Annotated in this window: 19 protein-coding genes and 1 tRNA gene; 15 read left to right on the top strand and 5 right to left on the bottom strand. The window is 67.8% G+C overall.

Annotation, left to right across the window (positions count from 1 at the left end; all coding sequences use genetic code 11):
- Nucleotides 1–693: 693 nt before the first annotated feature.
- Both BM310_RS19335 and BM310_RS19330 read left to right on the top strand, forming a co-directional pair.
- Nucleotides 694–1,254 (top strand): TATA-box-binding protein, encoded by a 561-nt coding sequence (locus tag BM310_RS19335; RefSeq protein ID WP_089810902.1) that lies wholly within the window; start codon nucleotides 694–696, stop codon nucleotides 1,252–1,254.
- Between the two features lie 63 nt (nucleotides 1,255–1,317).
- Nucleotides 1,318–2,151 (top strand): helix-turn-helix transcriptional regulator, encoded by an 834-nt coding sequence (locus BM310_RS19330; protein ID WP_177232710.1) that lies wholly within the window; start codon nucleotides 1,318–1,320, stop codon nucleotides 2,149–2,151.
- Between the two features lie 188 nt (nucleotides 2,152–2,339).
- On the opposite strand, the gene BM310_RS19325 is transcribed toward BM310_RS19330, so the two are convergent.
- Nucleotides 2,340–3,545 (bottom strand): Cdc6/Cdc18 family protein, encoded by a 1,206-nt coding sequence (locus tag BM310_RS19325; protein WP_089810900.1) that lies wholly within the window; start codon nucleotides 3,543–3,545, stop codon nucleotides 2,340–2,342.
- A 1,591-nt stretch (nucleotides 3,546–5,136) separates the two neighbouring features.
- Here BM310_RS19325 and BM310_RS19320 point away from each other — a divergent pair.
- The 5 genes from BM310_RS19320 (at nucleotide 5,137) to BM310_RS19300 (ending at nucleotide 9,346) form a co-directional block, all read left to right on the top strand.
- Nucleotides 5,137–6,171: a thiamine pyrophosphate-dependent dehydrogenase E1 component subunit alpha gene (locus BM310_RS19320; protein WP_089810894.1), complete on the top strand. Its 1,035-nt coding sequence runs from the start codon at nucleotides 5,137–5,139 to the stop codon at nucleotides 6,169–6,171.
- Nucleotides 6,168–7,178, top strand: a complete 1,011-nt coding sequence (locus BM310_RS19315; RefSeq protein ID WP_089810890.1) for an alpha-ketoacid dehydrogenase subunit beta — start codon at nucleotides 6,168–6,170, stop codon at nucleotides 7,176–7,178. Before BM310_RS19320 ends, BM310_RS19315 begins: the two co-directional genes overlap by 4 nt.
- Nucleotides 7,179–8,177 carry an NAD(+)/NADH kinase gene (locus tag BM310_RS19310; RefSeq protein WP_089810889.1) on the top strand — a complete coding sequence of 333 codons (999 nt, stop codon included), beginning with the start codon at nucleotides 7,179–7,181 and terminating at the stop codon, nucleotides 8,175–8,177. It begins immediately after the preceding gene.
- Between the two features lie 141 nt (nucleotides 8,178–8,318).
- Nucleotides 8,319–8,822, top strand: coding sequence for a VOC family protein (locus tag BM310_RS19305; RefSeq protein WP_089810887.1), 504 nt, complete (start codon nucleotides 8,319–8,321; stop codon nucleotides 8,820–8,822).
- 248 nt (nucleotides 8,823–9,070) lie between these two features.
- Nucleotides 9,071–9,346 carry a helix-turn-helix transcriptional regulator gene (locus tag BM310_RS19300; protein ID WP_089810885.1) on the top strand — a complete coding sequence of 92 codons (276 nt, stop codon included), beginning with the start codon at nucleotides 9,071–9,073 and terminating at the stop codon, nucleotides 9,344–9,346.
- Between the two features lie 14 nt (nucleotides 9,347–9,360).
- Here BM310_RS19300 and BM310_RS19295 read toward each other — a convergent pair whose 3' ends face one another.
- On the bottom strand, nucleotides 9,361–11,076 hold the full coding sequence (locus tag BM310_RS19295) for a dihydrolipoamide acetyltransferase family protein (protein ID WP_089810883.1): 1,716 nt from the start codon (nucleotides 11,074–11,076) through the stop codon (nucleotides 9,361–9,363).
- A 98-nt stretch (nucleotides 11,077–11,174) separates the two neighbouring features.
- Between BM310_RS19295 and BM310_RS19290 the strand changes: the two genes are divergently transcribed.
- From BM310_RS19290 to BM310_RS19275, 4 genes are all read left to right on the top strand, one after another.
- Nucleotides 11,175–11,717 (top strand): hypothetical protein, encoded by a 543-nt coding sequence (locus BM310_RS19290; RefSeq protein WP_191452910.1) that lies wholly within the window; start codon nucleotides 11,175–11,177, stop codon nucleotides 11,715–11,717.
- Between the two features lie 155 nt (nucleotides 11,718–11,872).
- Nucleotides 11,873–13,864 carry a DEAD/DEAH box helicase gene (locus tag BM310_RS19285; protein ID WP_089810881.1) on the top strand — a complete coding sequence of 664 codons (1,992 nt, stop codon included), beginning with the start codon at nucleotides 11,873–11,875 and terminating at the stop codon, nucleotides 13,862–13,864.
- Between the two features lie 127 nt (nucleotides 13,865–13,991).
- Nucleotides 13,992–16,370: a type I restriction endonuclease subunit M gene (locus tag BM310_RS19280; protein WP_089810879.1), complete on the top strand. Its 2,379-nt coding sequence runs from the start codon at nucleotides 13,992–13,994 to the stop codon at nucleotides 16,368–16,370.
- Between the two features lie 40 nt (nucleotides 16,371–16,410).
- Nucleotides 16,411–16,484, top strand: a tRNA-Tyr gene (locus BM310_RS19275).
- Nucleotides 16,485–16,893: 409 nt separating this feature from the next.
- Here the strand turns inward: BM310_RS19275 and BM310_RS19270 are convergent.
- Both BM310_RS19270 and BM310_RS19265 read right to left on the bottom strand, forming a co-directional pair.
- Nucleotides 16,894–17,259: a hypothetical protein gene (locus BM310_RS19270; RefSeq protein ID WP_089810877.1), complete on the bottom strand. Its 366-nt coding sequence runs from the start codon at nucleotides 17,257–17,259 to the stop codon at nucleotides 16,894–16,896.
- Between the two features lie 135 nt (nucleotides 17,260–17,394).
- Complete coding sequence (locus tag BM310_RS19265) at nucleotides 17,395–17,772, bottom strand: 2Fe-2S iron-sulfur cluster-binding protein (RefSeq protein ID WP_089810917.1); 378 nt, start codon at nucleotides 17,770–17,772, stop codon at nucleotides 17,395–17,397.
- A 460-nt stretch (nucleotides 17,773–18,232) separates the two neighbouring features.
- On the opposite strand from BM310_RS19265, the gene BM310_RS19260 reads away from it, so the two are divergent.
- Nucleotides 18,233–18,466: a hypothetical protein gene (locus BM310_RS19260; RefSeq protein WP_245778550.1), complete on the top strand. Its 234-nt coding sequence runs from the start codon at nucleotides 18,233–18,235 to the stop codon at nucleotides 18,464–18,466.
- A 113-nt stretch (nucleotides 18,467–18,579) separates the two neighbouring features.
- Here the strand turns inward: BM310_RS19260 and BM310_RS19255 are convergent, their stop codons facing one another.
- Nucleotides 18,580–18,984 carry a MaoC family dehydratase gene (locus tag BM310_RS19255; RefSeq protein WP_089810875.1) on the bottom strand — a complete coding sequence of 135 codons (405 nt, stop codon included), beginning with the start codon at nucleotides 18,982–18,984 and terminating at the stop codon, nucleotides 18,580–18,582.
- Nucleotides 18,985–19,075: 91 nt separating this feature from the next.
- On the opposite strand from BM310_RS19255, the gene BM310_RS19250 reads away from it, so the two are divergent.
- The 3 genes from BM310_RS19250 (at nucleotide 19,076) to BM310_RS19240 (ending at nucleotide 22,330) form a co-directional block, all read left to right on the top strand.
- Complete coding sequence (locus BM310_RS19250) at nucleotides 19,076–19,906, top strand: alpha/beta fold hydrolase (RefSeq protein ID WP_089810873.1); 831 nt, start codon at nucleotides 19,076–19,078, stop codon at nucleotides 19,904–19,906.
- Nucleotides 19,899–21,515, top strand: coding sequence for an AMP-binding protein (locus BM310_RS19245; protein ID WP_089810871.1), 1,617 nt, complete (start codon nucleotides 19,899–19,901; stop codon nucleotides 21,513–21,515). The genes BM310_RS19250 and BM310_RS19245 overlap by 8 nt, the downstream gene beginning before the upstream one ends.
- Before the next feature lie 110 nt (nucleotides 21,516–21,625).
- Entirely contained in the window at nucleotides 21,626–22,330 is a 705-nt protein-coding gene (locus tag BM310_RS19240) for a helix-turn-helix domain-containing protein (RefSeq protein WP_089810869.1), read from the top strand.
- Nucleotides 22,331–22,347 lie beyond the last annotated feature (17 nt).

Here is a 22,347-nt window from a genome sequence, read left to right as displayed (position 1 = left end):
GGGATGTATTCGTCTGGTGACGAATCATCTCCATTGCGTGGTCCGTTCGTGGTGCTCGGTGTCACCGAACGGGTGGCACCGAACTACCAAGGCTAACATCAGATTCCATCTGTACGGCGGACCGCAGGGGTGGAATCCTCATGACTTCGGACTTGAACGTAGCGCGTTCGACGCCTTAAGGGCATCGTTCCGCGCTTCGTGAGTGTCCTCGCGAGAGGACGGTGCGTCCGAGAGTGCGACACGGGGTTGAACCGTGTCGCGGTCGCGGTGTGTCGTTCGCATTATTCCGAAATGCGCTCGACCACTTAAGCCCGTCGTATCGTCGGCGGCGTGAGAGTGCGATGCACTCCCAGCGCGGCCGACGTGTCGGCGGTGGGGTCGAGGGCGTTCGGAGAGTGGCGCGCCGGGAGTGTCCCGGGGCGCCCCGCGTATTTCTACGAATGGCAGGGTCATACTTAACCTCGTTGATTCGGACTAATCTTCAAAAAATAGTGGGAGATGAGTGTGATTGTTTGACGATAGCTCGTATATTCGTCTTCCGCTGCATGTTCGGACATTTTATATACCCCTACGGAGGGTTACGTACGCGGCCGGGTGCGGGATAGAAGATATACAGTTGGGCTGGTCCGGGCGAAACGCCTCGATTTAAACGGGTCGCTTTATAAGCTAGGGGAGAGACGTTTCCAGCGAACAATGAGTGCGCCGGCAGACTCCATCGAGATTCAGAACGTAGTCGCATCGACGGGTATCGGACAGGAACTCGACCTCGAGGCACTCGCGGACGACCTCCCCGGTGCCGACTTCAATCCGGACAACTTCCCGGGTCTCGTCTACCGGACCCAGGACCCGAAGGCCGCGGCCCTGATCTTCCGGTCGGGCAAGATCGTCTGTACGGGTGCTAAGAGCATCGACGACGTCCACGAGGCGCTCGGAATCATCTTCGACAAACTCCGTGGGCTGAGCATCCCGGTCGACGAGAACCCCGAGATAACCGTCCAGAACATCGTCTCGAGCGCCGACCTCGGTCACAACCTGAACCTGAACGCGCTCGCAATCGGACTCGGTCTCGAAGACGTCGAGTACGAACCCGAGCAGTTCCCGGGTCTCGTCTACCGGATGGACGAACCGGAGGTCGTCATCCTCCTGTTCGGCTCCGGTAAAATCGTCATCACGGGCGGGAAGCGGACCGACGACGCCGAGACGGCCGTCGAAGAGATCGTCAAGCGCATCGACAACCTCGGTCTGCTCGACTGACCGGTCGTCGCGCCACCCGAAGGTACCAAAGGGTGATGCCGTCGGCCGAACAAGGATACCTGCATGAGTGCACGCGGGGAGATCGCCTTTCTCGTCGGGTCGGAGAGCCGAGTTGCCGTCCTCAGAGCCCTTCGGGACCAGCCGTACCGACCCTCCGAACTCGCCGCGGAATGTTCGTGCGCGCGCGAGACTGCACAACGGACCGTGACGGCCTTCGCCGACAGGGGTTGGGTCGAGAAACTGACGGACGACGGACGGTACGCACTCACCGCCGCGGGCGACGTCGTCGCGGAGAGCTACGACGAGTTCGAGGCGACCGTCGCCGTCGCCGACCGACTCTCGGTACTCCTCTCGAACCTCGGCGACGTCGCCGTCGACCTCGACCCGGTCGTCCTCGACCGACTCCACGCCGCGGAGGCGACGGCGGACAACCCGCACGCCCCCATCAACCGATTCCTGACGGTCGCCGGGGAGGAACACGTCGAGCGGTTCCGTGGAATAACGCCCATCGTCAGCCGCATCTTCAACGAGGCGGCCGCGCGGGTCATCGGTCCGGAGTCGAGCGTCGAACTCGTCGTCGACGAAGCCGTCCTGGAGACGTCGGCCTCGGAGTACCCCGACGACCTCGAACGCGCGTTCGAACTCGACCAGTTCAGACTGTTCGTCGCCCCTGCGAAACTGGACTTCGGCCTCATGATCATCGACGGTCACGCCTATCTGGCCGCCTACGACAGTCAGGGGACGATTCTCGCGAGCGTCGACGGCACCGACGACGAGTTCGTCGCGTGGGCGGAGCGGACGTTCCGGCGGTACCGCGAATCGGCGCGTCCCTTCACGGCGACGCAGGAGGGCGGTGACGTGCCGACCGGCGTCACGGACGACGGGGCCACCGAGTGACCGGGTCGATCACGCGTGATTGTTTCAGTCACTTTCGGCGTGATAAGATATAAGTCGTATCTCGCGAACTACCAGATGCTGTCACGTCGAGACGACCCACCGGGAGACGTGCAGTGCTTCGGCCCGCCACCGCCGCAGATGGTGAGTTTCGCGCCGGAGAGTGCCCGTGCCTCGTACTCTTCGGCGCCTCACGTACCGACGTTTTCTGTGAGGACGTCACGGACGACCTGCGGGTCCTCCAACAACTGATGCTTCGTGTAACTCCCTTCGGCGCTGCCGCCACTGTGTTTCGACTGTTCGATGATGTCGAGGAAGGCGTGTTCCTTCAGTAAGTCCCGGACCCGTCTGAGCGAGAGGCTGTCCGACCCCTGACCGGTGCAGATGTTCTCGTACACCTCGTAGACGCGACTCGTCCGGAAGCCGTCCTGTCGTTCGTTCGAGAGCGATAGCATCGCGAGTGCTTGGAGGACGTACCGCGAGTGCGGCGTCGAACCGCGGATGAGTTCGCGGAACCGGTCGGTCTCCGCGCGTTCGCGCGCCTGGGTGACGAACTCCTCGCGCACCGTCGAGGCGGCGGTCGACTGGGCGATTTCGCCCGCGTACCGGAGGATGTCGATGGCCTTCCGGGCGTCCCCGTGTTCGCGGGCGGCGAGGGCGGCGGCCCGCGGAATCGTCGAAGAGTCCAACACGCCGTCGCGGAAGGCGTCGCTGCGGGCGTCCATGATGTCGCGGAGTTGGTTCGCGTCGTACGGCGGAAAGACGAACTCGCGTTCGCAGAGACTCGACTTGACCCGTTCGTCCATCCGATCTTTGTACTGAATCTTGTTGCTGATGCCGATGACGCCCAGTTTACACTGGGCGATCTTCCCCGCCTCGCCCGCCCGCGACAGTTGCATGAGGATGTCGTCGTCGCTCAGTTTGTCAATCTCGTCGAGGATGATGAGGACCACGTCGTACTGCGCGTCGAGGATGCGCCAGAGTCGCTTGTAGTACGTGGAGGTACTGAGTCCCTTGTCGGGTACCTTGATGCCGGTCACCTCGGACCGGTTGACGCTGTCGGCGATAGTCTGGACCGCCTGCGTCTCGGTCGTGTCCTGCGCGCAGTCCACGTACGCGAACGTCGCCTTCACGTCCTCCTCGCCCGCCGTCTCGACGAGGCGTTGGGAGACGTACTTCGCGCAGAGGGACTTTCCCGTCCCCGTCTTGCCGTAGATGAGGACGTTGCTCGGACTCTGTCCGAAGATGGCGGGGTTCACCGCCGCCGCGAGGTCGGAAATCTCGTCGTCGCGGCCCACGATACGACCCTCCCCCGGCAGGTGGTTGATTTCGAGGAGTTCCTTGTTGGCGAAGATGGGGTCCTCCCGAGTGAAGAGGTCGTCGCTGGTGTTCGGCATACTACAGGACACCGTGTTTCCGGTGAAATGGTTTGCCATCTCGCCGCGCGACACACACACCACGTTTCCGGTGAACGCGGTATCGACGGGGGGTTGGTGCAGCTGAAACGGAGGTATCGGTTCACCGGAAACCCGGTGTGTTCGGCTCACACGCCGGGCGAACTGCCTCGAGAGCGGTAAAGGACGCCACGAGCCACACCCAAACATGGTGACGAAGACGTTCGGTGACCACTGCATACGTTCCTCGGGGAGAGGAGACGGATGTATCGACAGCGACGAAACCAGCACACCGGCACGGCAGACGCCGACGCACCGGCACGGAGGGCGCGCATCGACGAACGGAAGGCGGGAGTATCGGCATAGAGGACGCGCATCGGCATAGAGGACGCGCACCGGCACAGAAGACGTGCGTCGACACGGAGGAAGCCGACGTATCGACGAACGGAGGGCGGGAGTATCGGTACAGCGGAAGCGGTGCGTCCGCACCGGAGACGGGACGACGCCGCACTCTCGACGCGTTCCATCTCCATCCGTCAGAAAGGCCCGTTTCCGTTGCAGCACGTTCGAGTGACGAACGATAACTTGCTTGTGAGTGTATCAATGGACGTTTACACTAAACAACTATTTAATAGTTGTTATACATCGAGTCCACTGTCCGATACTCTCGCGCGATTGCTCGAAGGAGGACAGGGAACGTACGCCGGAACACGCCGTCGGCAGTGCGGGGAACGGTAGGGACCGACGACGAGCTACGAGTCGGTGCTCTTTCACCGGAAACCCGGTGTGGACGACGTTCACACGGGGGCGAAAGGACCCGAGGCAACAGCATTCTACGTGGCGTTTTCGACCGAGTTCACCGGAAACTGGGTGTCCGCCCGGCGATGTATTCGATGGGGCACAGCACATCCCCGTCGTGGATCTAACGTACCTTCCTCGTGGGTACGACGCACTCTCGCCGTGGGTATGACGCACTCTCGCCGTGGGTATGACGCACTCTCGCCGTGGGTATGACGCACTCTCGCCGTGGGTACGACACACCCTCGCCGTAGGTACAGCACGGTCGTTCCTTCGCAGAACCGGGGAGGTCACTCGCCGACGGATGCTCGCTTCCCGATTCACCGGAAACCCGGTGTGCGTCCCTCTCCTCGCACACACGTGCCGATTGCGAAATCTCACCGGAAACCCGGTGTGTCTCTGCGGCACACTCGTCCCCTCGATACCGTCACCACCGACGCCCCCGAACGGGGGGAACCGGAACGTATTTCACCGGAAATCCGGTGTGCGTCTCGCTACCCCCGACACGGAACGACCGCTGTCAGTTCTCCCGCACCCAACCTCCGATTTCCAGTCGGCGTCGGCGACGTCTTTCCCCCTCGACGGCACCGCCTCGTTCACCGGAAACCCGGTGTCCGCCCCTCCCTACACGCGTCGGTGCTCCGTCGTCTCTCTCCGCACATTCACCGCACGGCGTACTTTCTCCGGTATCAGAAACATTTCTCACGGTTCGTCGAATTGTGTTTTCCCTATCTACGTCAGAAAGTAATAATATACATAAACGATTATTATATTCGGTGGATAACCTCTACACCGTATGGTAACGATAGATATCGAATCCGAAGAGGGTCAACTGGAGATCCTCCGGCGGATGCTCACGATACGTGAGTTCGACACGAAAGCGGGTGAACTGTTCGCGGATGGGGAGCTACCGGGGTTCGTCCACCTCTATATCGGCGAAGAGGCCGTCGGCGTCGGTGCGGTGTCGGCACTCGAACAGGACGACTACATCACGAGCACCCACCGCGGTCACGGCCACTGCATCGCCAAGGGACTGGACCCCTACCAGATGATGGCCGAGTTGTACGGCAAGCGAGACGGCTACTGCAACGGTAAGGGTGGCTCGATGCACATCGCCGACGTGGACGCCGGGATGCTCGGCGCGAACGGCATCGTCGGCGCGGGACCGCCACTCGCGACCGGTGCGGCGTTGACGGCCGACTACAAGGACGAGGACAGGGTCGCGCTCGCGTTCTTCGGCGACGGCGCCGTCGCGCAGGGGCAGGTCCACGAGGCCATCAACCTCGCGGCGACGTGGAACCTCCCGGCGGTGTTCGTCATCGAGAACAACCAGTTCGGCGAGGGGACACCGATGGAGAAACAGCACAACGTCGAACACCTGTCGGCGACGGCAGAAGCCTACGACATCCCGGGGTTCACGGTCGACGGGATGGACGTGACGGCGGTGTACGAGGCCGTCGAGGAGGCGCGCAGTCGTGCGGCGGACGGCGGCGGCCCGACGCTCATCGAGGCGGACACGTACCGCTACGAGGGGCACTTCGAGGGCGACCACCAGCCGTACCGCAGCGAGGAGGACGTCCAGATTTGGAAGGACCGAGACGCCATCGAGACGTTCAAGGACCGCCTCGTCGAGGCGGGAACGCTCACGCAAGAGGAGTTCGAGGACCTGCGAGAGGAGGTCAGCGCGGAGATAGACGACGCGGCGAACAGCGCGAAAGACGCGGACTACCCCGACCCGAGCGAAGCGTACGAGGACATGTTCGGCGCGAACGTCCCCGAGATATCGGACTTTGCGGCCCAGATGCGGGCCGACGGAGGTGAACCACGATGAGTACCGAGAGCCAGTCAGGCGGCGGCGTACCGGAGACGGAGACGATGACGATGCGGGAGGCCATCAGACAGGCCCTCCGCGAGGAGATGAACCGCGACGAGGACGTGTTCGTCATGGGCGAAGACGTGGGTCTGTTCGGCGGCGTCTTCGACGTGACGGGTGACCTCGTCGAGGACTTCGGCGAGGAACGGGTCCGCGACACGCCCATCAGCGAAGCCGGATTCATGGGTGCGGCCGTCGGTGCGGCCGCCACGGGCAGTCGTCCGGTCGTCGAGATAATGTTCTCGGACTTCCTCGGCGTCTGCTCCGAACAGGTACTCAACCAGATGGCGAAGAACCGCTACATGTTCGGCGGCAAGACCGAGATGCCCGTCACCGTTCGCACCACCGAGGGCGGCGGGATGGGCGCGGCCAGTCAGCACTCGGGAACGCTGCACACCTGGTTCGCCCACCTCCCGGGCATCATGGCCGTCGCGCCGGGCACGCCGCGGGCCGCGAAGGGCCTGCTCAAGTCCGCCATCCGGTCGAACGACCCGGTGTTCTTCTTCGAGAACAAGGCGGTGTACGAACAGGAGGGCGAGGTGCCGGTCGACGACGACTACACCATCCCCCTCGGGCAGGCGAGCGTCGAACGCGAGGGCGACGACGTGACCGTCGTCGCGACCCAGCGCATGGTCGGCGAATCGCTCGACCTCGCGGAGGAACTCGCGGGCGAGACCAGTCTGGAGGTCATCGACCTGCAGTCGATGTACCCGATGGACACCGACACCCTCGTCGAGAGCGTCGAGAAGACGGGCCGACTCGTCGTCGCCGACGAGAGTCCGCTCTCGTACGGCACTCACGCCGAGGTGGTCGCGCGGATACAGGAGAAGGCGTTCTTCAGCCTCGACGCGCCGATTCAGCGCGTCGGCGTCGCCGACACGCACATCCCGTTCAGCCCCGTCCTCGAAGAGGAGGTGCTCCCGCACGCCGGGGACGTGCGCGCAGCCATCGACCGCGTGATCTGAGTGACGGCCACTGTCGGCCTCGTCGTCAACCCGGCGGCGGGGCGGGACATCCGCCGCCTCACCGGCGGTGCCAGCGTGAGCGACGACTACGAGAAGCGACGGACCGCCGAGTGCGTCCTCGCCGGACTCTCGCTCGAACCCGACGTCGAGGTGCTGGTGATGCCGGACCGGGGCAACCTCGGACAGCGAATCGTGGACCAGTCGCCGGCCGAACTCGACGTCGGCCTCCTCGACATGTCCGTCGCCGGCGACGGCGGCGACACCCGGCGTGCGGCCGCGGCGTTCGCGACGGCGGCCGACGCCGTCGTCGTCCTCGGCGGCGACGGCACCAACCGCGACGTGGCGCACACCATCGAGGACGTCCCCGTCGTCAGCGTCTCCACGGGCACGAACAACGTGTTCCCGAACGCCATCGACGGCACCGTCGCCGGCGGCGCGGCCGCACTCGTCGCCACGGGCGGCGTCTCGCGCGCGGAGACGACGTACCGCCACGGGATGGTCGAGGCCGTCGCGGACACGGCGAACGGCGAACGCACCATCCGCGGCCTCGCGACCCTCGGCGTCCTCGACCAGCAGTTCGTCGGGACGCGGGCCATCCTCGACGCCAGTCGCGTCGTCGGCGGCGTCGTCTCGCGAGCCTCGCCGACGGAAATCGGCCTCTCGGGCATCGCGGGCGGTCTCTCGCTCCACCCGCCGGAGGAGTCGGGCGGCGTCGGCTTCCGTCTCGGTCCGCCGGACGACTGCGAGCAGACGGTCCGGGCCATCACCGTTCCCGGCGTGGTCGAACGCCTCGGCGTCCGCGCGTGGGACCGCCTCGACGACGACGAGACGACGACGTTCGAACTTCCACAGGGCGTCGTCTCCGTGGACGGGGAACGCGAACTCGAAGTCAGGGAGGCCACCATCGACGTGCGACCCGTCCCCGACGGCCCCGTGGTCGTCGACGTGGACGCCGTCTACGAACGCGCGGCGCGCGACGGCTTCTTCAGTCGGCCCTGAGCGCGCAGTCGCTCTCGACGGGTCGGCACCCTGTCCGCGCGCGACCACCTCCGCCTCCGCTCTCGCGCGCACTCTTCAGCGACGGAGACTGTCTGTCTATCATCTATCATGATATATCGTCGTGTACGTCGTAGCACCGGTATGGCTCCGAACGTGCCTGACCTGGACGTGGAGATACCCGAAGTCAGCCAAGTCGCCTTCGTCGTCGAGGACATCGAAGACGGTATGGAGCGCTTCGGCGGGATACTCGGACTCGGACCGTGGGACGTCTTCCGGTTCGAACCGCCGACGCTGACGGACACGACGTTCCGCGGCGAGTCGCACGACTACTCGATGATCCTCGCGCTCGCGTACGCGGGCGAGACGATGATCGAACTCATCGAACCGCTGGAGGGGCCGAGCCTCTACACCGAACACCTCGACGAACACGGCGAGGGCCTCCACCACGTCGCCTGCTTCGCCTTCGAGGACACCGAAGCGGTCGTCGAGAAGTTCGAGGACGCGGGCATGCCCGTCGTCCAGAGCGGCGTCTACGGCGAGGTGCCGTACTGGTACTTCGACACGGCCGACGAACTGAACGGCGTCGTCTTCGAGACGGCGACGAACCTCGAATCGATGCCCGAACCGGACGAGACGCACCCGTAGCGCGCCCGACAAAGTCGAACGCACAGACCGCGTCGGTGACCGCTCGCCCCCGGCGGAGCGAGCATCGCCGCGATTGCTCGCGAGTCGCCGGCGCGCGCCGCCCCCGACTCGGCACAGTCGTTACCGAGTCGACGCAGTCGCCCGCGCGAACCGCGAGCGGGTTCAATCGACGCTTACGGGACGGTATCGGTTCGATACGTCTCACTATTCGGACAGTAACTATGCGCCGGGAGCGAACACGGAGAGTGATGCACGACCTGACCGCGTTCCAACGCGACCTCCTCATCGTCGTCTCCGGTCTCGACGAGCCTCACGGACTGGCGGTGAAGGACGAACTGGAGGACTACTACGAGACGGAGATACACCACGGTCGTCTGTATCCGAACCTCGACACGCTGGTCGAGAAAGGGCTGGTCGACAAGGGCAAACGGGACCGTCGAACGAACGTCTACACCGTGACGGCGAGAGGCCGCCGCGACTTGGACGCTCGCAAGACGTGGGAAGCCACTTATCTCGAAGAGTGAGTGGTCGACCGCTCTCAGCGCCCGCCGGCGGCGACGACGAGCGGCCACGGGTTCTCGACGTGTTCGACCAGTGAACCGAGGAACCGCGCCGCGTCGGCACCGTCCACGATGCGGTGGTCGAACGAGAGGTCGAACCCGATTCGCTTCCTGACGCCGACGTCGCCGTCGCCGACGGGGACGACTTCCTCCGCGATAGTGTCGACGCCGAGAATCGCCACCTGCGGCGGGTTGATTACCGGGTCGAACGACTCGACGCCGAGGACGCCGAGGTTCGAGACGGTGAACGTCCCGCCCGAGAGGTCGTCCATCGTGAACTCCCCGGAGAGGGCGCGCTGGGTCACCTCGCTGCGCTTCTCGGCCAACTCGGACAGCGAGAGCGTCGACACGCCGCGGACGACGGGTGCGACGAGTCCCTCCTCGACGTCCACCGCGATGCAGACGTTCTGCTCGGCGTGGAGGCGGTGGACCTCGTCCTCGTACGTCGCGTTGAACGCCGGGTGTTCGTCCAGCGTCGCCGAGAGGGCGAGCAACAGCACGTCGGTCACCGAAATCTTCGGCGCCAACCCCTCGTCGGCGGCGTCGGCCGCCGCGAGCAACGCCTCCGCGTCGGCCGTTCGGTGGACCGTCACGTGGACGGACTCGCGGTAACTCTCGCCGAGGCGCGACGCGATGGTGCGCCGCATCCCCTTCATCGGTCGCTCCTCGTCGCGGGTGCCGACGCGCTCGGCGGCCGTCTGGCCGTCGCCCGCCCCGGCTTCGGCGGCACCGCCCGCCCCCTCCGCGAACGCCCGTACGTCCGCCTCGGTCACCTGCCCGTCGCCGCCGGTACCTTCGACGGCGGCGATGTCGACGTCGAGTTCGCGGGCGAGACGCCGGACGCGCGGCGGCGCGAACACGTGTTCGGCGCGTCCGCTCTCCGCCTCGGCCGCCGCACCGGTCGCCGCGGTTTCGCCGTCCGCGTCGGCGGCGGTCGCTTCCGCCGCGCCCCCGCTCTCCGCGGCGGCCTCGACGTCGTCGGCGGAGACGGCTCCCTGCGGGCCGGTGCCGTCGACGGACGCGAGGTCGACGCCCAACTCGTCGGCGCGCTTCTTCGCCCGCGGCGTCGCCTTCACCGACTCGCTCGCCCCGGACTTCGATTCCGCGCTCGCCGCCTCGCCGCCCGCGTCACCGCCGGCCGCACCCCCGCTCTCAGCGGCGGCCTCGACGTCGTCGGCGGAGACGGCACCCTGTGGCCCGGTGCCGTCGACGGACGCGAGGTCGACGCCCAACTCGTCGGCGCGCTTCTTCGCCCGCGGCGTCGCCTTCACCGACTCGCTCGTCGCACCGCCGGCGTCGGCCGTCGCGCCGCCGCCGGACTCGCCGGTCGTATCGCCCGCGGTCGCCGCCGACGCTGTCGTCTCCTCGCCACTCGTCGCCTCGCCTGCGGACTCGTCCGCCTCGGCCGCCGCCGCGCCGCCCGTCGCCTCCGCGAGGAGGTCCGACACGTCCTCGTCGGCGTCGCCGACGATGGCGACGGCGCCGCCGGGGCCCGTACCCTCTCCCTCCGCGAGGAGTCGGTGGTGGAGGACGCCGTCCTGTCGGACGCGCACCTCACCCGTCGTCTTCTCCGATTCGATTTCGGCCACCACCTCGCCGTCCGTCACCTCGCCGCCCTCCTCGACGAACCACTCGACGACCGTTCCCTGATCCATGTCCATCCCGAGCTTCGGCATCTTGACAACGTATCCCATGTCGACTTACTACACGTTCGACTGGGACAAAAAGCCGCCTCCGAATCTTCCCCGTTCCATCCGTCAGTTCGATAAGGCCAGCCACCGTAGTTCCGGTGATGACGCCCTCGGTGCTCCACCGGGCAGGGCGCGGCGTTCGGCGACTCGGGTCGTGGTGCGCCGCGCCGTTCCGGTGGGTCACTCACGCCGTGCGTTCGACCGACGCCGCACCGACAGACGAACGGGGATGGGAACTCGACCGGCCGCGACGAACGGAGACGCGGTGGCGACGCGACGGCGAGACGGTCCGGTGTTTCCGCTTCGACGACGGCTACGTCTCGACCGTTGAGTACGACGACAGAGACGTGACGTGGCAGTTGACGCCCGGTCAGGTCCCCCTCGCAAGCGCACTCGCCATGGCGACGGTGTATCGCCACCACGGAACGACGCCGCAGATTGACCCGGAGGGTCGGCCGTTCGTCGCCGTCGGCGAGTCGGGACCCCGACAGGTGTTCGAGGAGATTGCCGACGAACCCGTCGACTACGTCTACCTCGACGCAATCCGAACGCTGGAGGAGTACCCCTCGTTCATCGACGTGACCGACGAGGTCCGACGCGTGTACGAACGGATGTCTCCGACCCGGTACAGCACGATGGGGTGAGCCGTCCCCTCGCGCGACGTGCCACGCAGTCGCCGACGCGGTTCGCGGACGCGTCGCGGACACCACGGACGCGTCGCGGACGGCCGAGACTCCGCGAGACGCTTCGACGGCCGACAGCGCAAGCCGTTTCACCGCCGGTCTCCTGAGTGGAGACGATGACGGAAGACGACGCCGGAGACGGCGACGGACCGTCCGACGCCTCGTCGAACGACGCCCCGCCGAAGTACGAGTCGGGCGAACCGACGACGGAGGACGAGGCGGTGTCGACGGAGACGGCGGAAGACGAGACGCCGACCACCGCCGTCGACGCGTCCGGGACGCCGGCCACCGTCGCCGTCGAGGACGTCACCGTCGCCGACTTCTACGGCGCCCTCGAAGCCGAGGGGCGGCCGGTGGTGACCGCCCAGCAGGCGGCCCGGCGACTCGGCCTCTCGCAGGCGACGGCCTCCGAGGCGCTGGACGCCCTCGCCGCCGACGGCCCCCTCCAGCGAGTCGACGTCTCGACGGACCCGGTGGTCTACTACCCGAGCGAGTGGGGCCGACTCGCCGACCGCGAGCGAATCGTCCTGTTCCCCGAACGCCGCGAAATCGTCGTCGACCAGCCGACGCAGTACACCCGCGCTCGCCTCGCGCAGTTCGCCCATCTCGTGGACTCGACGGGCGACCGGAACGCGGGCACGCGGGGCTACCTCTACAAGATACGGCAGGAGGACGTGTGGCAGGCGCCGTTCGAGGACCTCGACGCCCTCCTGTCGATGATGCGGTCGGTCCTCCCGCGCCGGTCGCCGCATCTGGAGACGTGGGTGGAGAACCAGTGGAAGCGCGCGAACCAGTTCCGACTCTACACCCACGAGGACGACTACGTCGTGTTGGAGGGCGCCTCAGAGAGCCTGATGGGCAACGTCGCCCGGCAGAAACTCGACGAGGAACACCTCGTCGCGCCCATCTCGGACACCGAGAGCTGGGTCCGGGACGGGAAGGAGGCCCACATCAAGCGCATCCTCTACGAGGCCGGTTACCCGGTGAAGGACAACCGTGACCTCGAATCCGGCGCGCCCCTCGACGTCGAACTCCGCGTCGAACTCCGCGACTACCAGCGGGACTGGGTCGACCGCTTCATCGACCAGAAGGCGGGCGTCCTCGTCGGCCCGCCCGGCGCGGGCAAGACGGTGACTGGAATCGGCGTCCTCGCGGCCGTCGGCGGCGAGACGCTCGTCCTCGTTCCCTCGCGCGAACTCGCCGCGCAGTGGCGCGAGGAGATTCTGCGGCACACCTCTCTGACGGAAGACCAGATCGGCGAGTACCACGGCGGGGAGAAACGGGTGCGACCGGTCACCATCGCCACCTACCAGACTGCCGGGATGGACCGCCACCGCTCGCTGTTCGACGACCGGGAGTGGGGACTCATCGTCTACGACGAGGTCCACCACGTCCCGTCTCGCATCTACCGCCGGAGCGCCGACCTGCAGGCCAAGCACCGACTCGGCCTCTCGGCCACCCCCATCCGCGAGGACGACAAGGAGCGGGAGATATTCACGCTCATCGGCCCGCCCATCGGCACCGACTGGTCGAAACTGTTCGAGGCGGGCTACGTGCAGGAGCCCGAAGTCGAGATTCGGTACGTGCCGTGGGCCGACGACACCGCCCGCAACGAGTGGGCCAGCGCCGACGGGCGGGAGCGCCACCAACTCGCGTCGATGAACCCGCAGAAGATAGCGGAGACGCGCCGACTGCTCCGCCAGCACCCGGAGTCGAAGGCGCTGGTCTTCGTCGACTACCTCGACCAGGGCGAGGCGATGGCCGAGGCCCTCGACGTGCCGTTCGTCAGCGGCGAGATGCGCCACCGCCACCGCGAACGCCTGTTCCGGCAGTTCCGCGACGGCGAACGCCGCACGCTCGTCATCTCGCGCGTCGGCGACGAGGGTATCGACCTGCCGAACGCCGAACTCGCCGTCGTCGCCTCCGGTCTCGGCGGGTCGCGCCGACAGGGGGCCCAACGCGCCGGGCGGACGATGCGCCCCGCCGGCGGCGCCCTCGTCTACGTCCTCGCCACCCGCGGCACCAGCGAGGAGGACTTCGCCCAGCGACAGATGCGCCACCTCGCCGAGAAGGGCGTCCGCGTCACCGAGAGTGACCTGACGACCTGAGGCGACGGGTCCGCCCCCGCCCCGGACCGCCTTTTTCCCGCCCGCGGACGGGTACCATTAACTGTCGACCGTCCCTCGTCGGGTCCAGACGGCGGCGTCCACGCGTCCGCGCGCCGCCACTCGCACGATGAACTCCGCACCACGGCCCGCCGACGCCAGCCTCGGCGACGACCGACTCGCCCGCTACGAGGCGGTCCTCGACCGGTACCGGGACGCCCTCCGTCACCGACTCGGTTCGGCCGGCACCGAGGCCGCGGACACCGGCGGGACGCCCGTCGCCGGGACGTACGGGGCGTGGCGCGCGTTCGTCGGCGACCATCACGGCGCGGTGTTCGACCGCCTCGCGGACGACGCAGACGACTCGCTCCCCGGTGACGCCGACGCCGTCGCCCGCGAGGCGTTCGTCCAGTCGCTCTCGCTCGACTTCCTCCTCTCGACGCACCTCGCGGCCGCCGAACGCGCGTTCTCGGTCGCCGTCGAACCGGCCGACTCCGACGCGTCGGTTCCTCTCGACGCCCGATTCGACGCGCCGGAATCCTTCGCCGCCGGCTTCGACGCCGTCCACGCGACGGTGGCCGACGACCTGCCCGCGGAGACGCGGGAGACGCTGGCCGAACTCGCCGCCGCGTTCGTCCGGACCGCGCCGCCGGCGGCCGTGGCGACGCTCCACCGCCGGACCGTCTCGCGCCTCGTCCGGCGCGTCTTCGGCCGCTACGACACGCCGACCGGCCTCGCCGAACTCGCCGTCGAGAGCGTCCGCGACGACGACTCCGGCGACGACGGTGCGCGCGCCGACGACTTCCGCGACCGAGTCGTCCTCGACCCCGGGTGCGGCGCGGGCGCGTTCCTCGCCGCGGCGGCGCGGGCGAAACTCGACGCGTTCGTCGACGACCACCCCGACGCTCCCGGCGCCGACGCTCTCGACGCCGCGACTGCGTCGGACGCCGCGGACCGAATCGCGCGGTCGGTCCGCGGGTTCGACGTGAACCCCGTCGCCGTCCGCGCCTCCCGTCTCGCCCTCGTCCTCGCCGTCAGACCGCTCCTGCGTCGGGACGCCGTCGCGTCGTTCACCCCGCGAGTCGTCCTCGCGGACGCGGTGACGACGACGGCGTCCGACCCGCCACTCGACGGCGTCCGCGCCGACGTCCTCCTCGGGAACCCGCCGTGGTTGACGTGGGACTCGCTGACGCCGCGGGTGAAAGACCGCTGGCGCGACGGCCCGATGGCGGACCCTGACCTCGACCTGTTCACCCGTCGCGGGCGCGACGCACGTCTCGGCTACGCGAACGACGACCTGTCGCTGCCGTTCGCGTGGACCTGCGTCCACGAGTTGCTCCGCGACGGCGGCCGCGCGGCGTTCGTCCTCAAGCGCGACCTGACGACCGGCCCGGCGGGCGAACTCCTCCGTCGTCGCCGGGTCGGGGACCGACCGCTGTCGATGCGCCGCGTCCACGACTTCGGGTCGCTGTCGCCGTTCGGCCGCGAAGTCGCCGCCGGCACCGCCCTCTACCGACTGGACGTGGGCGCCGCGGCGGATGCGAGTGAAGGCGGCAGCATCCCGACGACGATGTGGGCCCGCGACGGCGAGACGCCCGCTTTCGACTCTCTGGCCGCGATGCGCCGAACGCTCGCCGTCGAGGAGACGGCGCTGGTCCCCGCCGACCCCTCCGCGGAGGCGTCGCCGTGGGTCCGCGCGGACGCCGAACGCCGCGCCCTCGGCCCGGCAGACTACCGCATCCGCCACGGCGTGAAGGACGACGCGAAGGCCGTGTACGCACTCGACCGGGAGACCATCGAGGCGCACGACATCGAACCGGACCACGTCTACCCCTACCTGAAGTCCAAGCACGTGGTGAAGTACGGCCTGTTCGGTCACGACAGACACCTCGTCCCGCAACGACTGGCGGGCGAGGACAACGCCGACGCCGTCCGCCGGGAGACGCCGAACACGTACGCCTACCTCGAATCGAACCGCGAACGCCTCGAAGCGCGCGGGTCGTCGTGGTTCGACGACGGCCCGTTCTACTCGCTGTTCGGTCTCGGCCCCTACACGTGGGCCGACTACAAAGTGGTCTGGTGCCGCCTCGGCTTCAAGCCGCACTTCGCCGTCGTCTCCACCGTCGAGGACCCCCTCCTCGGCGAGAAACCGGTCGTCCCCGGCGACCACTGCATGTTCGTCGGCACCGACGACGAACGCGAGGCGCACTACCTCTGCGGCCTCCTGAACTCCGCGCCGTACCAGCGTTGCCTCCGCGACATCTCCTCCGGCGGGAAGTCGAGTCTGTCGAAGTCCACCGTCTCGCGCCTCGCGATGCCCGAGTGGGACGCCGCGGACGAACAGAACGCCATCGCCGAGGCGTCGATGGCGGCCCACCGCGTCGTCCCCGACCACGTCGACTGTTCGAAGCGCGCGTACAACGCGAAGACGATTCCCGAACTCGACGCCGCGCAGGCGCGCGTGGACCGCGCGACCGAGCGATTTCTGACGGCCCGCGACGACCAATGAGTAATTCTTAAGTCTTGCCACGGCGCTACGAGTAGATGGACCGCTCTTAGCTCAGCCTGGTAGAGCAGCCGACTGTAGATCGGCTTGCCCCCCGTTCAAATCGGGGAGAGCGGACTTCTCCTGCGAACACCGCGAGCAGTGAGGACTCTCCTCGACGCGATTTGAACACGACAGTCGCAGCGGACGAGCATCGCGAGTCCGACCGTCTGTCATCTGTTCAAATCGGGGAGAGCGGACTTTCTCACTGTCTCGACATCGGGAGATTCCGGCTTGTCCCCCGCTCCCGTGAGCGAAGCGAACGGGAGGCAGCGAGGCGAGCGAAGCGAGTCTCGCCCGCTTCAAATCGGGGAGAGCGGACTTCTCCTGCGAACACCGTGTGCAGTGAGGAGAGCGGACTCGTTCTGTCGCCGCCACCGCACGAGCGAAGCGAGTGAGCGTCCGAGTTGCCGTCTCGTTCTCGACTCGATTCGATGGTGGGTCGCGGTGCGTGAGTGGACGCGGACAACGACCGGTCCAGAGGTGGTTACGCGTCGTCCGGATTCGAGTCGGTCGCCTCGACCACTCGGGCGTTCTCGAACGCTTCGATGGACCCTTCGTGTCGTACTTGAACCGTCGCTCCCGGCAGGTCGGCGTCGGTCGACCGTTCGTCGGAATCCACGTCTTCAGGCACCGAGACGGCCGTGACGCCGTCGAGCGTCACCTCCCGACGCTGGACGGGGTCGCCCTCGTACTCCACGGTCGCCCACGTGTCGGCGTCGATGTCGAGTTCCGTCCCGAAGTACTCCTCGGGGTCCTTGTCGACCGAGTCTTCGGTCTGTGATTCGCCGGTCGTTCGGTTGTCGTCGAACTGGACCTCCTCGTGTTCGAACTGGTGGAGACGGACTAGCATACGTCACGATAACGGCACGGCGGGCAAGAGCGTTCGACTTGCGAGTGCATGCCCGGTTACCTCGCCTGTCGGCCGCCGACCAGTACGGGACTGGTCCGAAGCCCGCGTGCCGTCGCGGCGGGATGCCGCCCTCACTCACTCGCGCCCGCCCCACACGCGCTTGTCCTCCACCAGTTCGACCACCATCGGCCCGCGAATCCGAATCTGACAGGAGAGGCGGGGGTAGCCGAACCGCGCCGCCAGTCGGTCGTGCCAGTGCGTCGGGTCGGGTTCGCCCGCCGGAATCCGGACGCCGCAGGTCGCACAGAGCCCGTTGCCGCCGCAGTTCGCCCGCTCTGTCAGGCGCGCGTACGGCGAGAGGCCGTGGTCGAGGAGGTGGTCCCTGAGCGTCGTCCCGACGGCGGCGCGCGTCACCGTCTCGGCGTCGCCGTGACGAACGACGACGCGCACCTCGCCGTCACCGCCGCACCCCTCGGCGTCGCTGTCGTCCACGCGTCCGTTACCGTCGTCCATGCGTCCGTCGCCGTCGTCAACGCGTCTTTCGGTGTCGGTGCGTCCGTCGCCGTCGTCAACGCGTCTTTCGGTGTCGGTGCGTCCGTCGCCGTCGTCAACGCGTCTTTCGGTGTCGGTGCGTCCGTCGCCGTCGTCAACGCGTCTTTCGGTGTCGGTGCGTCCGTCGCCGTCGTCAACGCGTCTTTCGGTGTCGGTGCGTCCGTCGCCGTCGACGCGTCCGTCGCCCTCCGCCGCCCCGTCCGGGTCGTCGTCGCTCTCCGCCCTCCCGTCGTCTCGTTCGTCGCTCACGACCGACCGTTCGGCGGCGACACGGGTAGGTGGTACGGGTCCACAAGCCTGTCAACGTATCTCATACCATCACGAACTATCCAACATATTACAGCTTAAGGTGGTGGAGTGCAAGTGAGTAGATATGAGCGTCGAAACGACTGTTCCTACGCGCGTCACCGTCCGTAACCCCATGAACGACCATGACACTATGACCGTCGAGGTCGAAGACACGAACGAGACTCGTCACCTCGTTGAGTATGCCGACCCGGACCTTCGGCAGACGCTTTCGGCGCTCCCGTCCGGCACGACGATTCCGGTGTCGCTCTCGCGCGCCGGGGTACGCTCGAACGTCTGGCGCGTCGACGACCTCCACCACGAACCGACCGCGATGGTGGCGGGTCGCGCGGCCCCGACGTCGGACTAACGCCGTTCGCTCTCGGTCCGTTCTCTCTCGACGCGCCGTGGTTCGGCGCTCTCCTATCACTCACTCCGTCCTCTGTCTCCCGCCCGTTCGTCTGGTCGCGAGCACCAGCCACGTCAGTTGGCGTCGCCGTGCGAAACGGACAGCACCACCGCCTCGCCCGTCACCACGTCCACGTCGCCGACGCGCGCCGTCGTCTCGACGCGGATTCGGTCGCCGCCCAGCAGTTCGTCGACTTCCGCGCGGGCGACTACCTCGTCGCCCGGTCGGACCGGGTTCTCGAACGAGAGGTCCTGCGAGAGGTAGATCACGTCGCCCGGCAGGTCCGCGAGGGCGGCGCTGACGACGGACGCCGCGAGCATCCCGTGGGCGATTCGCCCGCCGAACATCGTCTCGGCGGCGTAGTCGTCGTCGAGGTGGATGGGGTTGTCGTCCCCCGACAGGGCGGCGAACTCGTCGATGGTCGATTCGGTGACGCTGAGTGACGCCTCGGCGGCGTCGCCCGTCGTGGCGACTGGCATACCGGACTGTTCGCGCCCGCCGACTTCGACGCTCGGGTTAACATGTGAAGTGCATCGTTGATGGGGGCGGGTCGTGTTCACACAGTCATTCATGCCCACGGTGGACAGCGATGGCGTGACCATCGCCTACGAGACGCGCGGGCCGGCCACGCCGGACCCCGGCGCGGAGACGGTGGTTCTCCTCGAAGGACTCGGCTACGGACGGTGGATGTGGCGGTGGCAGGCCGCCGCCCTGGACGACCGGTACGAGGTCGTCCTCCTCGACAACCGCGGCACCGGCGACTCCGACGCGCCCGACGGCCCGTACGCCGTCGAGGAGATGGCCGCCGACGTGGAGGCGGTCCTCGCCGACCTCGACGTCGAGGCGGCGCACGTCGTCGGCGCGAGCATGGGCGGGATGATAGCGCAGGCGTACGCCCTCGACTACGACCGGACCGCCTCGCTCTCGCTTCTGTGCACCTCCCACGGCGGCGAGGATGCGGTGCCGACGCCGCCGGAGACGCAGGAGCGGATGTTCGACGTACCGGACGACGCCGACGAACGCGAGGCCATCCGGTACAAGATGCGCCCGGCGATGACGGACGACTTCTTCGACGGGCGCGACGACCTCGTCGAGCGAATCGTCGACTGGCGTCTGGCGTCGGACGCGCCGCCCCACGCCCGCGCGGCGCAGGCCGAAGCGGTCGCCGGGTTCGACCGGCGCGCCGACCTCGCGAATCTCGACGTCCCGACGCTCGTCCTCCACGGGACGGCCGACCGGGTCCTCCCCGTCGAGAACGGCCGCCGCCTCGCGGACCGGGTGGCCGAGGCGTCGGACGCGTCCGTCGCGTTCGAGGCGTTCGACGGCGGGTCGCACCTGTTCTTCGTCGAACGGGCCGGCGACGTGAACGACCGACTGGCGACGTTCCTGAACGATGTCTGAGGGTCGACCGGACGGCCTGAGCGGATTCGCGCCTGTCGCCGACGCCGGACCGAACCGCTGGGTCGGCGGGTGGTCCGAGCGTCGGGCGCGACTCTCGCCGGAGAAGGTCGGCCTCGTGGACGCGACGACCGGTCGCGAGTTCACCTACGCGGAGTTGGACGCGCGGGCGAACCGGACGGCGCGCCTCTGCCGAGAGCACGGCGTCGCCGACGGCGGACGCGTCGCCGTCGTCTCGCGCAACCGCCCGGAACTGGTGGACCTCTTCTTCGCCACCGCGAAGACGGGCGGCGTCCTCGCCCCCCTCTCGCACCGCCTCGCGGCGCCGGAAGTCGCGGAACTGCTCTCGACGGTCGACCCCGAACTCCTCGTCGTCGAGTCGCCGTTCGCCGAACTCGTCGCCGAGGCGCGCGAGGCGGACGCGTTCGACGCCGACCCGGCAGTGCTCGTCCTCCCCGCTGACGACTCGGCGGGCGGTTCGGACGCGACCAGCGATTCCCTGCCGGACGCGCGGACGTTCGCGTCCGTCCGCCCCGACGACGACTCGGCGGTCGAACCGGCCGACGTGTCGATGGACGACCCGCACCTGTTCCTCCACACCGGCGGGTCCACGGGGACGCCGAAGGAGACGGTGCTCACCCACGAGAGCGTCCTCTGGAACTCGTTCAACACCATCACCGCGTGGGGGCTCCGACCCGAGGACACGACGCCGATGGTGTTCCCCATGTTCCACACCGGCGGGTGGAACGTCATCACCGTGCCCCTGTTCCACCTCGGCGGCACCGTCGTCCTCGCGCGCGACTTCGACCCCGGCGAGGTACTCGGACTCGTCCCCGAACACGACGCCTCGGTCCTCGTCGCCGTCCCCGCCGTCCTGCGGATGATGAGCGCGCACGACGACTGGGACGACACGGACCTCTCGACGCTCCGTCTGGTGAAGTCCGGCGGCGGCCCCTGCCGCGAGTCGGTGATGCGGGCGTGGTGGGACCGCGGCGTGGACCTCTCGCAGGGCTACGGGCTGACCGAGTGCGGCCCGAACAACTTCGCCATGCCCGACGGGTGGCCGCGCGAGAAGGCCGACTCGGTGGGCGTTCCCGCGATGCACGTCGACGCCCGCGTCGTGGACGGCGACGGCGAGGAACTGCGCGGCGAGGTGGGCGAACTGGAACTCGCCGGGCCGCACGCCGCCCGCGAGTACTGGCACGCCCCCGAGGAGACGCGCGAGACGTTCGGCGACGGGTGGGTCTCGACGGGTGACCTCGCCCGCGTGGACGACGACGGCTACGTCCACATCGAGGGACGCAAGAAGAACATGTTCGTCAGCGGCGGCGAGAACGTCTACCCGCCCGAAGTCGAGGACGCCGTCGCCGCCCACCCGAAGGTCGAGGAGGCCGTCGTCGTCGGCGTCCCGGACGACAAGTGGGGACACGTCGGCCGCGCCGTCGTGCAGGGCGACGACTCGCTGACGGTCGAAGAACTGTCGGCGTTCCTCGACGGCCGACTCGCGCGGTTCAAACACCCGAAGTCGGTCGTCGTCGTCGAGGAGATACCCACCTCCGGCCCCTCGAAGATAGACCGCGACGCGGTGGAGGCGCGCTTCGGCGGGGAGTGACGGCCGCGGTTTATCCGCGGGTAACGGCGCGCCGTCGGCCGAAACCGGCGAGTAATGGCAAACAGTTAAGATGCTCTGCGGCTTCGGTTCGGTTCGGACCTACACGAACGATGATCGACATCACGGTGGACGTAGAGCAGTACGACTGCCCGTTCGTCGCGGCCACCGACGACCACCCCGTGGCGTTCTCGGCGGTGCACTGGGAGTACGACACCGCCGCCGAACGCACCGAGACCCGGATGGTCGTCGAGGCCGACGACCGAGAGAGTCTCGACGCCGGGCTGTCCGTCCTCCGCGACCACGAGGTCACCGCCGACTACCGCCTCATCTCGCGCCGGAACGACGTGGCGCACATCCGCACCGTCATCGGCCAGACGGACGCGATGCGCATCGTCCGCGAGGAGGACGGCTTCATCACCGGCCCGTCGTTCGTCGAGGACGGCAGCGAACTGTGGCACATCGGGTTCGACGACGGCGACGCCGAGGAGGCGGTGCTGTCGCGTCTGGACCGCAACCACGAGTTCGACGTGGTGAAGCGCAACGCGCCGGACCTGCCCGAACTCACCGACTTCGTGCAGAACGTCGGCGCGGCGATGACGCTCATCGAGGGCTGCCGCGACCTCTCGACCGTCGAGCGGCAGACGCTGGAGTCGGCCGTCGACGGCGGCTACTTCCAGAGCCCCCGGTCGGCCACGCTCGGGTCGCTGGCCGACGAGTTCGACGTCTCCAAGCCCGCCGTCTCGAAGAACCTCCGCCGCGGCCAGCGGAAGATGATAGAGCGCGTCGTCAACGCCCTCGACGAGTTGGACGACTGACGGCCGCCTCGGCCCGC

Source organism: Halogeometricum rufum (assembly GCF_900112175.1).
GTDB lineage: Archaea > Halobacteriota > Halobacteria > Halobacteriales > Haloferacaceae > Halogeometricum > Halogeometricum rufum.
The sequence above is the reverse complement of the archived record's forward strand: the minus strand, read 5'-3'. Positions and strand labels throughout refer to the sequence as shown.